At 72.6% G+C, this 13033-nt stretch carries 14 protein-coding genes; 8 read left to right on the top strand and 6 right to left on the bottom strand.

The genetic code is table 11. The features are described 5' to 3' along the window. The first annotated feature begins 53 nt into the window (after window positions 1–53). Together ACFWP2_RS22690 and ACFWP2_RS22685 are read left to right on the top strand one after the other, a co-directional pair. A complete protein-coding gene (locus tag ACFWP2_RS22690) occupies window positions 54–287 on the top strand; it encodes a hypothetical protein (RefSeq protein WP_380454166.1) in 234 nt (77 codons plus the stop codon). Window positions 288–514: 227 nt separating this feature from the next. Continuing rightward, complete coding sequence (locus tag ACFWP2_RS22685) at window positions 515–1063, top strand: methylated-DNA--[protein]-cysteine S-methyltransferase (protein ID WP_380454164.1); 549 nt, start codon at window positions 515–517, stop codon at window positions 1061–1063. A 95-nt stretch (window positions 1064–1158) separates the two neighbouring features. Here the strand turns inward: ACFWP2_RS22685 and ACFWP2_RS22680 are convergent, their stop codons facing one another. After that, complete coding sequence (locus ACFWP2_RS22680) at window positions 1159–2301, bottom strand: ATP-grasp domain-containing protein (RefSeq protein WP_380454162.1); 1143 nt, start codon at window positions 2299–2301, stop codon at window positions 1159–1161. A gap of 330 nt (window positions 2302–2631) precedes the next feature. Here ACFWP2_RS22680 and ACFWP2_RS22675 point away from each other — a divergent pair, with 330 nt between their 5' ends. Together ACFWP2_RS22675 and ACFWP2_RS22670 are read left to right on the top strand one after the other, a co-directional pair. Beyond that, entirely contained in the window at window positions 2632–4050 is a 1419-nt protein-coding gene (locus ACFWP2_RS22675; protein ID WP_380454160.1) for a family 2B encapsulin nanocompartment shell protein, read from the top strand. A gap of 222 nt (window positions 4051–4272) precedes the next feature. Further along, window positions 4273–5322 (top strand): family 2 encapsulin nanocompartment cargo protein polyprenyl transferase, encoded by a 1050-nt coding sequence (locus ACFWP2_RS22670; protein WP_380454157.1) that lies wholly within the window; start codon window positions 4273–4275, stop codon window positions 5320–5322. 93 nt (window positions 5323–5415) lie between these two features. Here ACFWP2_RS22670 and ACFWP2_RS22665 read toward each other — a convergent pair whose 3' ends face one another. After that, window positions 5416–6456: an NAD-dependent epimerase/dehydratase family protein gene (locus ACFWP2_RS22665; protein WP_380454155.1), complete on the bottom strand. Its 1041-nt coding sequence runs from the start codon at window positions 6454–6456 to the stop codon at window positions 5416–5418. Between the two features lie 376 nt (window positions 6457–6832). Between ACFWP2_RS22665 and ACFWP2_RS22660 the strand changes: the two genes are divergently transcribed. Beyond that, on the top strand, window positions 6833–8167 hold the full coding sequence (locus ACFWP2_RS22660) for a DUF1254 domain-containing protein (RefSeq protein ID WP_380454153.1): 1335 nt from the start codon (window positions 6833–6835) through the stop codon (window positions 8165–8167). 183 nt (window positions 8168–8350) lie between these two features. On the opposite strand, the gene ACFWP2_RS22655 is transcribed toward ACFWP2_RS22660, so the two are convergent. Continuing rightward, a complete protein-coding gene (locus ACFWP2_RS22655; RefSeq protein ID WP_380454151.1) occupies window positions 8351–9790 on the bottom strand; it encodes a hypothetical protein in 1440 nt (479 codons plus the stop codon). A gap of 486 nt (window positions 9791–10276) precedes the next feature. On the opposite strand from ACFWP2_RS22655, the gene ACFWP2_RS22650 reads away from it, so the two are divergent. Continuing rightward, the gene (locus ACFWP2_RS22650; protein ID WP_380454149.1) at window positions 10277–10780 is read left to right on the top strand and encodes an N-acetyltransferase; all 504 of its coding nucleotides are present in this window, start codon (window positions 10277–10279) and stop codon (window positions 10778–10780) included. 59 nt (window positions 10781–10839) lie between these two features. Here ACFWP2_RS22650 and ACFWP2_RS22645 read toward each other — a convergent pair whose 3' ends face one another. The 3 genes from ACFWP2_RS22645 to ACFWP2_RS22635 are packed head-to-tail and all read right to left on the bottom strand — an operon-like array spanning window position 10840 to window position 12140. Beyond that, on the bottom strand, window positions 10840–11037 hold the full coding sequence (locus ACFWP2_RS22645; RefSeq protein ID WP_380454147.1) for a DUF397 domain-containing protein: 198 nt from the start codon (window positions 11035–11037) through the stop codon (window positions 10840–10842). A gap of 33 nt (window positions 11038–11070) precedes the next feature. After that, a complete protein-coding gene (locus tag ACFWP2_RS22640; RefSeq protein ID WP_380454145.1) occupies window positions 11071–11268 on the bottom strand; it encodes a DUF397 domain-containing protein in 198 nt (65 codons plus the stop codon). 2 nt (window positions 11269–11270) lie between these two features. Next, window positions 11271–12140, bottom strand: a complete 870-nt coding sequence (locus ACFWP2_RS22635) for a helix-turn-helix domain-containing protein (RefSeq protein WP_380454143.1) — start codon at window positions 12138–12140, stop codon at window positions 11271–11273. 167 nt (window positions 12141–12307) lie between these two features. Between ACFWP2_RS22635 and ACFWP2_RS22630 the strand changes: the two genes are divergently transcribed. Further along, the gene (locus ACFWP2_RS22630; RefSeq protein WP_380454141.1) at window positions 12308–12676 is read left to right on the top strand and encodes an ATP-binding protein; all 369 of its coding nucleotides are present in this window, start codon (window positions 12308–12310) and stop codon (window positions 12674–12676) included. Then, window positions 12673–12915: a hypothetical protein gene (locus ACFWP2_RS22625; protein ID WP_380454139.1), complete on the top strand. Its 243-nt coding sequence runs from the start codon at window positions 12673–12675 to the stop codon at window positions 12913–12915. Before ACFWP2_RS22630 ends, ACFWP2_RS22625 begins: the two co-directional genes overlap by 4 nt. Window positions 12916–13033 lie beyond the last annotated feature (118 nt).

The following is a 13033-nucleotide window of genomic DNA, read 5'->3' as shown; positions in this document are numbered from 1 at the left end:
GGCGGCCGACCCGGCCGTACGGTGGAGGGCGGGGGAGACGGAGGAGGTCGATCATGCCCGGCTCGCTCACCATCAGCCACCACGGATCCGCGGTCACCCTGGACCACGCGGACGCGGAGCGGCTCGCCACCGTCATGGCGGACCTGGCGTACCTGCTGGAGATCCCGGGGCCGACCCGGATCAGTGACGAACAGCTGGCCGTGCTGTGCGAGGGCCGTGCCCCGGACCGTGCCGATCTGGTGCACTGGTGCGCTTCGCTCGCCCGCGGGCTGAAGGGGCAGCTCTGACCGGAGTCGCCCGGGGCACGGGGCGCTCGCCGCAAGGGCGCTCGCCGGACGACCGCCGCCCGCCGGACGATCACCGGCCGTCATCCGACCGCCGCTCGCCGGACGACCGCCCGCCGGACGACCGTTCGCCGGACGACCGCCCGCCGTACGATGGCGCGTGGGGCGGGGACGCCTCCCGGGTGCCGGGTCGGCCGGTGGCCGGTCCGGCGGCGGGTGGGGGCCCGAGCGTGTCGCAGTCCTGGTCGATGTCCTGGCTCACCGTGCCCACGCCGCTGCCCAGCGGGCCGATGCACATCGCGGTGACCCCGCTCGGAGTGGCCTCTGCCGGTTACACCGGGCCGCGCGAGGCCGAGGCGCCGGCGTGCACCGACGAGTCGAAGATCACCGCCGTCACCGAGCGGATCGGCGCCTACCTGGCGGGCCGCACCCGCGAGTTGGGCCTGCCGGTCGACTGGAGCCTGAGTTCCGGCCCGCACCGCGCGGTGCTGCAGACGCTCTGGCGCGAGGTGCCGTACGGCCGGACCATCACCTACGGTGAACTGGCCGCCCTCAGCGGGGTGTTCGGGGACGTCACGGAGCCCGGCCTGGCCGCCCGCACGGTGGGGCAGATGATGGCGGCGAACCCCGTCCCCCTGCTGGTGCCCTGCCACCGGGTGGTGGCGGCGGACGGGATCGGCGGCTTCGGCGGCGGCCGGGTCGGGATCGAGGTGAAGCGCTGGCTGCTCACGCTGGAGGGCGTGCTGGAGCCGACCCTCGACTGGAACGGTCCGCTGTAACGGCCCGCAGTAACGGCCCGCTGTAACGACGCTTGCGGGCGGCGGAGTTGCGGCGGGGGTTGCAGCGGCGAGGGGCTCGCCGCTGCCGGCGGTCGTCACACCTGGGCGGGCGACACCCCCGCCCCCGACGACACCCGTCCGGCCGCCCGGTGCGGCAGCACCGGCTGGATGCCGGGCACCAGGGTGTACTCGATGCCACGCACGTCCGGTCCCGTCCCCGGGTACCGCGGCCGCTCCCCGAGCGCCAGCCGTACCGCGTCCCACGGCAGGTTGAGGCCGCACAGCCGCAGCTGGTGGAGCCCGGCGGCGGGGCGGGTGTTGACGTCGATGACCACCGGGCGGCCGTCGAGGCTGCGGAACTGGATGTTGGACAGGTACGCCATCCCGGTCGCCCGGACCAGTCGCCGGACGGGCTCCAGGTAGCACTCCTCGGTGGTGAAGCCCCGGCGTCGGCCCTCCTTGGTGCGCCCGACCGCGGTGAGCGGGTTGCCGTCCCGGTCGGCGAGGCAGTCCACCGACACCTCCGGTCCGTCCAGGTAGGGCATCACCAGCAGGTCCGCGGGCTCGCCGCCCGGGCCGCCCTCGGCCGGGGTGGCGGCGCCCTCGGCCAGAGCGCCCCCGGCCAGAGCGCCCCCGGCCAGGGCGGCGGCGACCTGCTCGACCTGCACCCGGTGGTCCCAGCCGACCAGCCGCCGGGCGTCGTAGGGCTTCCGGGTGAGCACCCGGAAGCCCGCACCGCCGGCGCCGGCGGTGGGCTTGAGGCAGGCGGTGCGGCCGGTGCCCTCGATCCGCTCGACGGCGTCCCACAGTTCGGCGGGGGTGCGCACCCGCCACCAGGGCGGGGTGGGCAGCCCGGCCCCGGCGATCGCCGCGTAGCCGTCGGCCTTGCTGGTGAAGGCGGCTATCGCGGTGGCCGGCGGGCAGACCAGCGCGGTGCCGATCGCCTCGAACTCCGGCCGGGCGAGGGCGATGGCGAGCTGGTGCAGCTGCGGGACGAAGACGTCGATCGCGTGCCGGGCGCAGTAGTCCAGGGCGTAGTCGACGTAGCCGGCGTAGCCGTCCGCGGCCGGGTCGGCGGGCTCCGGGGCGCCGTGGTCGGCGGCGGCGAGCACGGGGGAGTCCGGGTCGCCGTGGGTCGCGTGGACCACCACGGGGCGCGGGGCGTCCCGCAGTTGTTCGATGAAGAAGACGTTCTCCGCGTAGGTGCGGTTCAGCCAGACACGTACGGGCGCGCTCATGTGACCTTCTCGGTAAGCGAGTTGACGAAGGGTCAGGGCACCCTAGCGGCCCGTTCGAACGGCCTGGACGGCAGGGGTCCCCCTGGCGGGTCCTGGCGCGGGGTGGCGCGGGCCGGGGTGTCGATGGGGGAGGATGGGGCACGGCGCGCCGATATGTTCGAATAAATAGTCGAACGCATATCGATCGGCTGATCTATTCGTACTATTTGTTCGGCCATTCAGAACCACTCGAACGAGTGATTGCGGGGCGCCCCTGAATGGGCCCACCATGAAGCTGCAACACGCATGTGCAAGGCGACGCTTCATTGGGATATGCGAAGGGCTCCCCTCATGTCGACCGAAACCAATGCCGGTATTCCCGCGCCAGGTGCGCAGTCGGAGATCCGGCAGCAGCAGAGTCTGAGCACGGCGGGCGCGCGGAACCTCGCGACGACCACCAAGTCCGCACCGCAGATGCAGGGCATCAGCCCGCGCTGGCTGCTCAGGAGGCTGCCCTGGGTGCAGGTGTCCGGCGGCACCTACCGGGTGAACCGCCGTCTGCGCCACTCGGTCGGCCGCGGCCGGGTGAGTTTCGTCAAGACCGGCGCCGAGGTGCGGATCGTCCCGCCCACGCTGGCCGAGGTGCCGGTGCTGCGCGGCTTCCAGGACGAGGCCGTGCTGGAGGAGCTGGCCTCGCGCTTCGTGCAGCGGGACTTCGCCGCGGGCGACATCCTGGTGCAGGCCGGGGCGCCGATCACCGAGGTGTTCCTGATCGCGCACGGCAAGCTCGACCGGCTGGGCACCGGCAAGTACGGCGAGGAGACGGTGGTCGGCACCCTCGCCGACGGCGACCACCTCGGCGACGAGGCGGTCCGGCAGGACGGCGGCGACTGGCCGTACACCGTCCGCGCCGCGACCTCCGGCACCGTGCTGACGCTGTCCTGGCCCGCCTTCCAGGAGCTGCACGACCGCTCCGAGGCGCTCCAGCTCCAGGTCATCGAGTACCTGAACGGCTTCCAGCAGGCGCAGAACAAGCACGGCGAGGCCGCGATCGACCTCTCCGCCGGCCACCTGGGCGAGTACGAGCTGCCCGGCGCCTTCGTGGACTACGAGCTCAAGCCGCGCGAGTACGAGCTGAGCGTCGCGCAGACGATCCTCAAGGTGCACACCCGGGTCGCCGACCTCTACAACCAGCCGATGAACCAGACCGAGCACCAGCTCCGGCTGACCATCGAGGCGCTGCGCGAGCGGCAGGAGCACGAGCTCGTCAACAACCCCGAGTTCGGCCTGCTCAGCAACGCCGCGTACGACCAGCGGTTCCAGACCCACTCCGGCCCGCCCACCCCGGACGACATGGACGAGCTGCTCAGCCGCCGCCGCAGCACCAAGATGTTCCTGGCCCACCCCAGGGCGATCGCCGCCTTCGGCCGGGAGCTCAACAAGCGCGGCCTCTACCCGGGGACGGTCGAGGTCGAGGGCAAGCAGATCATGTCCTGGCGCGGCGTCCCGGTCTTCCCGTGCAACAAGATCCCGATCGAGGGGGGCACCAGCTCGATCATCGCGATGCGCGTCGGAGAGGACAACCAGGGCGTCATCGGCCTGCACCAGACCGGAATTCCGGATGAATACCAGCCGAGCCTTTCGGTGCGGTTCATGGGAATCGACGAGAAGGCCATCATTTCCTACCTGGTGAGCGCCTACTACTCCGCCGCGATCCTGGTGCCGGACGCGGTCGGCGTCCTGGAGAACGTGGACATCGCGCAGTACTGACGGATCGCGCGGTACTGACGGATCACGCAGTACCGGCGGTTCGCGGGGCCGCTCGCGGAGCCGCGCCGCCAGTCCGGACCGCCCGGCCGGGGCCGCCCGTCCGCCCCGGCCGGGCGGGTGCGCCCCGGCATCGCAGTCCCGGCACCGCAACCCCGCCACCGCAATCCCGGCCCGCCGTCGGCGGGCCGTCCCACGACAGGCGCCCGACAGGGGGAGACACCCATGACCAGTCCCACGCTGGAGCGGGACCACAAAGAGGGGCACGAGGCGGCGGACATCCTCGCCCGGACCCGCACCCTGGTCGACCCGGTCCTGCGGGCCGCCGTCGACTCGCTGCCCGGCACCATGCGCAAGGTGGCCGGCTACCACTTCGGCTGGTGGGAGGCGGACGGCACCCCCGCCGAGGCCTCCGCCGGCAAGGCGATCCGGCCGGCCATGGTCCTCGCCGCCACCCAGGCCCTGGGCGGCAAGCCCAACGAGGCCGTCGCCGCGGCCGCCGCCGTGGAGCTGGTGCACAACTTCACCCTGCTCCACGACGACGTCATCGACCGGGACGACACCCGGCGCCACCGGCCCACCGCCTGGCGGGTGTTCGGCACCACCGAGGCCATCCTGGCCGGGGACGCCATGCACTCCCTCGCGCTGCGCCTGCTCGCCGAGGACACCCACCCGGCCGCCCACGGCTCGATCCGCCGGCTCGCGGACTGCGTGGTCGAGCTCTGCGAGGGCCAGCAGATCGACTGCGCCTTCGAGCGGCGCAACGACGTCTCGCTGCCCGAGTGCCTGGCGATGGCGGAGGCCAAGACCGGTGCGCTGCTGGGCGCGGCCTGCGCGATGGGAGCCCTGTACGGGGGCGCCTCCGAGGAGGCGGCGCAGGCGCTGGACGGCTTCGGACGGGAGATCGGCCTGGCCTTCCAGCTGATCGACGACCTGATCGGCATCTGGGGGGATCCGGCGGTCACCGGCAAGCCGGTCGGCGCGGACCTCGTCGCCCGGAAGAAGTCGCTGCCGGTGGTCGCGGCGCTGGGTTCCGGCACCGTCGAGGGCAAGCGGCTGGCCGAGCTGTACGCGATCGAACGCCCGTTGAGCGCCGAGGAGTTGGCGCAGTGCGCGGCGGCCGTCGAGGCGGCCGGCGGGCGCGGCTGGGCGCAGGGCGAGTCCTGCGAGCGGATGGCCGCGGCGATGGCGCAGCTGGCCGCCGCCGTCCCGGAGCCGGCCGCGGCGGACGAACTGCTGGCGCTCGCCGAGCTGGTGACCCGCCGCACGCACTGAACGTGACGGCCAGGAGTGGGAAGTCGGCCCGGTCGACTTCCCATTCCTGGTGCCCGGGGCCGCCGTTGCCCGCCGAGCCGGGCGGATCGCAGATCAGCCGAAGGCGGCCAACAGCCGCCGCTCCTTGGCGGGTTCGATGCCCTGCCGCACCGCCGCCCCCGGCCGCCCCTTGCGCCCCTCGGCGTCGGTGTCCTCGGCCGGCCCGCGCCGCCGCAGCCACTCCCAGGTGTCCCGCGCCGTCTCGGCGAACGGGCGGCAGCGCAGCCCGGCGACCTCCGCCCGGCCGGTGTCGGCCAGCCAGGTGCCCGCCATCTCCGGCAGGTCCGGTGCCCAGAGGGGGAGTTCGGTCCACGCTTCGACCCGGTCCGGCCCCTCGGCGAGCAGCGGCCCGTCCGGCACCCAGACCAGCTCGGTGTCCGCGGCGCCCGCGACCTCCCGGCAGGTCGCCAGCCACTCGCCGAAGCGCAGTCGCCCGGGCGGCGCCGTGGTGACGTAGCGCCCCGCCGTCCCGGCCGACAGCCGGTCCAGCCCGAAGGCGGCGAAGTCACGGACGTCGATCACCTGCATGGTCCGCCGCGGATCCCCCGGGGCGAGCACCCGCCCGCCGCGCGCCATCCGCTCAAGCCACCAGGGCAGCCGGCCGCCGAACTCGTACGGTCCGACGAGCAGCCCGCTGTTCAGCACCAGCGTGCGCTCGGCGCCGAACCCCGCCAGCACGGCGCGCTCGCAGCCGGCCTTCAGGGCGGTGCCGGGCGGTTGGCCGGGCGGGGTGTCGGCGGGGCAGGGGTGCAGCGCGGAGTCCTCGTCGATCACCCGGGCGGGCCAGTCGGCGAAGGCGTGCACGGAGGAGACGAAGGTGTAGTGGCCGGCCCGTTCGCGCAGCAGCCGGGCGCTGAGCGCGGCCTGGGCGGGCTGTTGGGCGGAGGTGTCGACGACGGCGTCCCAGCTGCGGCCGTCCACCAGCCGGGCGAGGTCCCCGGCGCTGTCGCGGTCGCCCCGGACGGCCTCGACGCCGGGCAGGTCGGCGGCGCTGCGGCCGCGGTTGAAGGTGGTCACCCGGTGGCCCCGGGCGAGGGCCTCGGCGGCGTAGGCCCGTCCGAGGAAGGACGAGCCGCCAAGCAGAAGGATCTTCATACCGAGGACTCTCCCTCGGCCGCACCGCCCGTACGCCCGGATTAGCGGTCAGCAGATCTCGGTCGGCACCTCGGGCCGGAGGCCGCCGCAGGGTGTCCGGCAGCCCGACGTGCCGCCCCACCCGGCCCCGCTTAGCATCCGAGGTGTACCGCGGTCGGCGACCGGACCCGGTCCGGCGCCCGCCCGGAGCACGGGCCCGGAGCACGGGCCCGGGGCACGGCCCGGACGGTCGGACCCGTCGGCCGCCACCGGTACGAACGGCCCGCCGACGCCGAGCAACCCGGCCCACGCCGAGCGCCCGGCCGACGCCGAGCAACCGGCCGACGCCGAGCACCCGCCGACCGGCTGCCCGCCCGCCCCGGACGAAGGACCCGCGATGAACCAGCCCGAGCTGGAGGCCCTGGCCGCCGACGCGTACGTCTACGGCTACCCGCTGGTCGCCGGCCTCACCATGGTCGAGCGCTTCACCCGGGGCGGCCTGGGCACCCTGCCCGCGGCGCCGTTCAACCAGCTCAGCCACGCCACCCGGCTGGCCGGTCCGGCCGACCACTTCGTCTCGGTCAACAACGACACGGTCTACTCGATCGCCCAGCTCGACCTCTCCGAGGGCCCCCAGGTGCTGCGCGTCCCGGACACCGCGGGCGCCTACTACGTCCTGCAGGTCATCGACGCCTGGACGGACAACGTCGCCTACCTCGGCCGCCGGGCCACCGGCACCGGCGCCCAGACCTGGCTGATCGTCCCGCCCGACTGGCACGGCACCCCGCCGGACCCGAACCGGGTGATCGAGCTGCCGACCACCGTCGGCACCCTCGTCGCCCGCTTCGCCTGCACCGGGCCGGACGACCTGCCCCGGGTCCGGGCCCTCCAGTCCGCCCTGGAACTGGAGCCGTTGGAACCCGGCGGCCTGGTCGCCGGACTGCCCGAACCGGACGGGGACGTCCCCGAGCGGCTGGCCTTCTTCGAGCGGCTGCGGGTCTGGATGCAGGCCTTCCCGCCCGCCACCACCGACATCGAGTACCAGCGCCGCTTCGCCCCGCTCGGCCTGCTGGACGACGGCGCCTCGCCGTACCGCGCGGCCGCCCCCGAATGGACGCTGGCGCTGGCCAAGGGCCTGGCGGCCGGCCGCGAACGGGTCGAGGACGCCACCCGCCCGCCCGAGGACCACCCGCCCGGCGAGTGGCGCGGCGCACTCCACCTGTTCGACTACAACACCGACCACCTGGGCCCCGGCACCCTGGACGACCCCGAGTGGCGCATCCCCGACCGCCGCGCCGCCTACCTCAGCCGGGCGGCCGCCGCCCGGGCCGGCCTCTGGGGCAACCACGCCTACGAGGCCTCGTACGCGATGACCTACGACGACTCCGACGGCCGGCCCCTCACCGGCGTCCACGACTACACCCTGCGCTTCGAACACCCGCCCCCGGCCGGGGCGTTCTGGTCCGTCACGATGTACTCCGTCCCCGACTACTACCTGGTGGAGAACCCGATCGACCGCTACTCGATCGGCGACCGCACCCCCGGACTCGTCCACGGCGAGGACGGCTCCCTCACCCTGTTCCTCCGGCACGACCAGCCCGAGGACCCGGCCGCCGCCGCCAACTGGCTCCCCACTCCGCCCGGCGAGTTCCGCCCCATCCTGCGCATCTACCAGCCCGAGCCCGCCGTCCTGGACGGCAGCTACCAGGCCCCGCCGATCCACCGGGCCTGACGCCCGCCCGCGCGCCGCCACGCCCCGGCCCCCTGGGCCCTCCCGGTGGCGTGCCGGGTTGCCGCCTCGCACGAGAAGTCGGTCTGGTCGACTTCTCGTGCATCCTCGGTCCGGTCCCGGGCGCCTCCGCATCAACCCGCCCGTGCCCGCCCCCTGTTGCGGCCGACACTGCGGCGCTCCTGGCTAGAACGGAGGCTCCTGGGCGAGCTCGCCCACCGGGGCCCAGGGATCGTCCTGCTCGCGCAGCTCCGCCGCCTCCCGCTCCCGCCGCTCGGCGGCCGCGCGCTTCTCGGCGATCGCGGGGATGGCGGCGAGGGCCTCGGCCGGGCGGCCGTGCCTGACCAGCATGTCGGCCAGGTCGCGGTCGGCCGAGTCATGGGTGGACGAGCGGAGAAGCGCGAGGGCCTCCTCCAGCCGCCCGTCCTGCTCCAGCAGCCCCGCCAGCGCGGTGTCCCACTCGCCGGGCTCCCGCTCGTTGAGGGCGGTGGCCTCCGAGATGCCCTCCGCGTGGCGGCCCGCCTCGCCCAGCAGCCAGAGCCGCAGGTGGAGGACGTCGTCCGGGTGCCCCTCGGCCCACGCGCCGGTGAGCCCGTCCAGGAGTTCGAGCGCCCGGCCGGGCCGACCGTCCTCGACGAGCAGCTCCAGCGCCCAGTGCAGGAGGTTCCAGCAGTCGTAGTAGTCGTAGGTGGGCCGGCCGGTCTCGACGGCTTCGTCGATCCTTCCCTGGCGGACCAGCAGACGCATCAGCGCCACGCGGTCCTTTGGGTGGTCGTGGGCCTCGATCGCCTCGAGCAGCAGCGCCTCCGCTTCGGACGCCCGCCCCGCGTCCTCCAGCGCCTTCGCGTACACGTCGAAGGCGGAGCGGTGTTCCGCGGCGGCCAGGGCTCCCAGCTCCTCGATCAGGCCCAGCCGGGCGAGGAGCTGCGCGTAGTGCTCCGGGACGTTGACGGGATGAGGCCGCCCCGAGGCCGTCTCGGTGTGCAGGACCTCGACGGCCTCGTCCGTACGCCCGGCCCGTTCCAGGACCCGGGAGACCAGGAGCAGCACGTGCCACCGGTCCGTCCGGTCCGTCCCGCACGATTCACCGCAGTGCCCGCATTCCGCGCTCTCGGCACGCTCCATGCGCTCCCCCTCCTGCGCGAGCAGGTCCAGAACCCGGTCGTCACGCCCCTGTCCCTCGGTCACCTCGACCAGGCGGGCCCGGAGCCAGAACTCCCCGAGATGGGGCGTGAGCACGTCGATGGCCTCGTCGGCCCGCCCCGCCTTCGACAGCAGCTCGGCGTAGCGCGCGCACACGTGGCCGTCGCCCAGCTCGGCCGCGTCCGGGCGCACCATCGCGAGCGCCTCGGCACCCTCGCCCCGCCGGATCATGATCTCGGCGGTGAGCCACTCGGCGGCCCGCCAACCGATGTCCGTGAACGGGTCCATCAGCGCCAGCGCCCGATCGAACTCCCCGGCCGCGCACAACTCCCGAGCAGCCGCCTCCGCGCAGTTCCAGTCCCCGCGCTCCTGCGCCGCCCGGATCAGCAGCTCCAGCTCCCCCAGGTCGAGGAGGGCCCGCACCATCCGAGGGGAGACGCCGCCGTTGTGGCTCGCCTGCCAAGAGAGATCATCGATGTTCACGCGCGCAGCCTACGAACCGCCGCCGACAGCCCCGTTCGTAGAAGCCCTCGAACCCGACGGTCAGACTTCGCCGAGACGGCTCATCGGCCCGTCCCGCCGGCGAGCTGGGCCGCGACCTCGCGTGAGAAGTCGGCCGGGCCGACTTCTCGTGCATTCTCGGTCTGTGTCCGGGCAGGTCCCGGGGCCCCGACCTCCGCATCCACCGGCCTGCGCCTGTTGCCCTGGCGCCCGGGCACCTCGCATGTGCGCGCTGGGCCCCCACGTTGCACGAGAAGTCGGTCTGGTCGACTTCTCGTGCACCCACGCCGGTTCGGGTTGTGGGATGGAATCTGTAGACCGGTCTACATGACCACTGATGCTGGCCCGCTTGAGCGTGAGAAGTCGGCCGGGCCGACTTCCTGCGCAGCGGCGGGGTGGCGGGCTGTCCGGTGGGTGCGGGGAAAATCAAGGGGAGCAGGCGCCGGGGCGGTGCTACGGTCGGGCGCCATGAGCTGGCTTCCCGATGACTTCGTCCATCCCCTCCAGGTGCCGCTGCCGGGCGGGGCCCATCACCTGCGGCCGGTCCGGGAGACGGACGCGCCGATGGACTACCCGGCCGTGATGGGCTCGCGCGAGCGGCTGTGGACCATCTTCGGTCCGGCCTGGGGCTGGCCCGCCGCCACCATGACCTTCGAGGCCAACCAGGCCGACCTGCTGCGGCACGAGAAGGAGATCGCCGCACACCAGTCGTTCAACTACGCGCTGCTCGACGCGGAGGAGACGGCCCTGCTCGGCTGCATCTACATCGACCCGCCCGCGAAGGCCGGCGCGGACGGCGAGATCTCCTGGTGGGTGGTGGACGACCTGGTGGGCAGCGAGGTCGAGCGGGCCATGGACGCGCTGGTGCCGCAGTGGATCGCCGCAGAGTGGCCGTTCGCGCAGCCGCGCTTCCTCGGCCGCGGGATCTCCTGGTCGGACTGGCTCGCCCTCCCCGCACACCCCGACGCGTGAGCTGACTCGGAGCGCCCGTGCCCCGGCCCGCCGCCGGGGCACGGGGATGGGGACGGGGATTAGGCTTCGAGGAAGTGGTCGAACTCGCCGGCCTTGGCGCCGTGGAGCCAGGCGGCGAGCTTGGCGGGGGTAGTCGTGACGATCTGGGTGGGGTCGTCGGACTCGCGAAGGCAGACGCAGCCGTCGACAGAGGCCACTTCGATGCAGTTGGCCTCCTCGCCGCTGAAGCTCGACTTCTGCCAGACGAACTGGTGCATGACTACCTTCCCTGGCTGGTACACGCGGACGGGTCAGGCTTCGAGGAAGTGGTCGAAGTCGCCGGCCTTGGCGCCGTGGAGCCAGGCGGCGAGCTTGGGGCGGGTGGTGGTGACGATCTGGGCGGGGTCGTCGGACTCGCGGATGTGGACCAGCTCACCGGCGGAAGCGATTTCGACGCAGTTGGCCTGGTCGCTGCTGAAGCTGGACTTCTGCCAGTTGAGCTGGTGCATGACTATCTTCCCTGGACCTTGTAGCGGATGTGTTGGATCAAACCCAGCGAGTCCCGATGGGCGGGCGATGACGCGGACGTGGCCGAAGACAGGGGAGGAAGAGCCAAGGCCCTGAGTCGGTCGAACTTCCGGTCAAATGTTGTCACGACCTCAGGGTCTCCAATGAAGTTCGAGCCATGCGGATGCTCAAGTAGAACCGTGCCGAGCCGGGCGTGAGCGCCACGGATGAGCAGGAAGGGTGAGTCGTTCGACGCGAAGACGGTGCAGTCGAACGGGAGGATCTGGATCGTGACGTTGGGCAGCCTGCTCATCTCGATCAGGTGATTCAGCTGGTCCCACATGACAGCTGCGCCGCCGTACATCATGTGCAGGGCTGCTTCGTGGATCACGGCACGGTACTGAGGGGCGTTCTTGCCCGTCAGTACCTTGTGACGTTCATGGCGGAACTCGATCTTCTTCTCGGCGTATCCCTGGATGACCTCGCTGTAGGCCTTGGTCTGTAGGAGGCCAGGGATCAGGAGGGATTCGTAGTTGTCCAGGCCCATTGCACGCGACTCGGCCTCGGCCAGGTCGAGTGAGCTTCGCGTGACGTGTGACTTGAACTCGGTCCACCAACCCTTGCCCGAGCTTTCGCTCATCGCGGCGAGGCCGGCCCGGTATTCGGAGTCCGTGATCTCGCACAGGTCGAGCCAGATGTTCAGTCTCGGAAGGTTTAGGCCCATCCGGCCAGATTCGATGTGGCTGACCGCCGGCCCCTTCACACCGATCGCCTGTCCGATCTCCAGCGCTGAACGTCCAGCGGCATCGCGTACACGGCGGAGCTCCTCGCCGAACCGGCGCTGACGTTCGCTGATCCCACTCCCGAATGCCATGGGCGTACCTTCCGTTGCGGATCGTCACCTACGGAAAGTGTAGGGCCATGTGCGGAGCGTGTTGCCAACTTTGCTGGGAATCCCCTAAAGTTTCACTGCACTGCTCGCCGGATGAGGCGTCAGGTCTCTCTGTGCGTAGCTCATTTGAGCTGATGGGAGATTCCCCCATGTGTGACCCCAACCTCAACTCCCCCTCCCTCACCGTGTCCCGCGAGGTGTTGCGCGACGCGATGTTGCGCGCCGGGTACCCCACCCCGGCCATCGGTGACGCCGAACTCGCCCTGATGGAACTGGTCGTGAACGCGTGGCGGCACGGGTTGACGGCCTCGCCCGTCGTCACGGTCGTCTACTCCGGCCGCACCCTCCGCGTCACCGTCGCGGACCGCAGCTCCGAGCTGCCGCAGCCTCAGAAAGCCAGCATGCTCGCCGAGTCGGGGCGGGGGTTGCAGCTGGTCGAGGGGCTCATGCACCGCTGGGGTGTCGAGCCGCAGAAGCTCGGGAAGCGGGTCTGGTTCGAGCTGGACTCCGTCGCGTGAACGCCCTCCACCCCATCCATCCAGCCGATCCGGCCATTCACCACCTCGCCCGTCGCGATCTCGCCGACCTGATCGTGGAACTCCGCACCGAGGGGCGCGAGTTCGGGCTCCTCTGGCCGTCCGCCGAGCCGGGCGAGACCATCCTGAACGGCCAGCTCCTCGTCTCCCTCGGCAATGTTCCGGCCAGCACCCTGATCAATCTGCTCGCGCTCGTCCGCGAGTTCAGGCGGCACCGGTAGCAGGCGCGGGGGGGGGCCCCCCGGCGGGGGGGGGCCCCGCCGGCGCAAAGAGTTTGGCGGTCGCCCGCGGCGGGGGGGTGGAGCCAGGGCACCCCGGGCGCGGCCGGTGAGTGGGCCG

Origin of the sequence: Kitasatospora sp. NPDC058444 (genome assembly GCF_042721415.1) — a bacterium.
In the GTDB taxonomy this organism is placed as follows: Bacteria; Actinomycetota; Actinomycetes; order Streptomycetales; family Streptomycetaceae; genus Kitasatospora.
The sequence above is the reverse complement of the archived record's forward strand: the minus strand, read 5'-3'. Positions and strand labels throughout refer to the sequence as shown.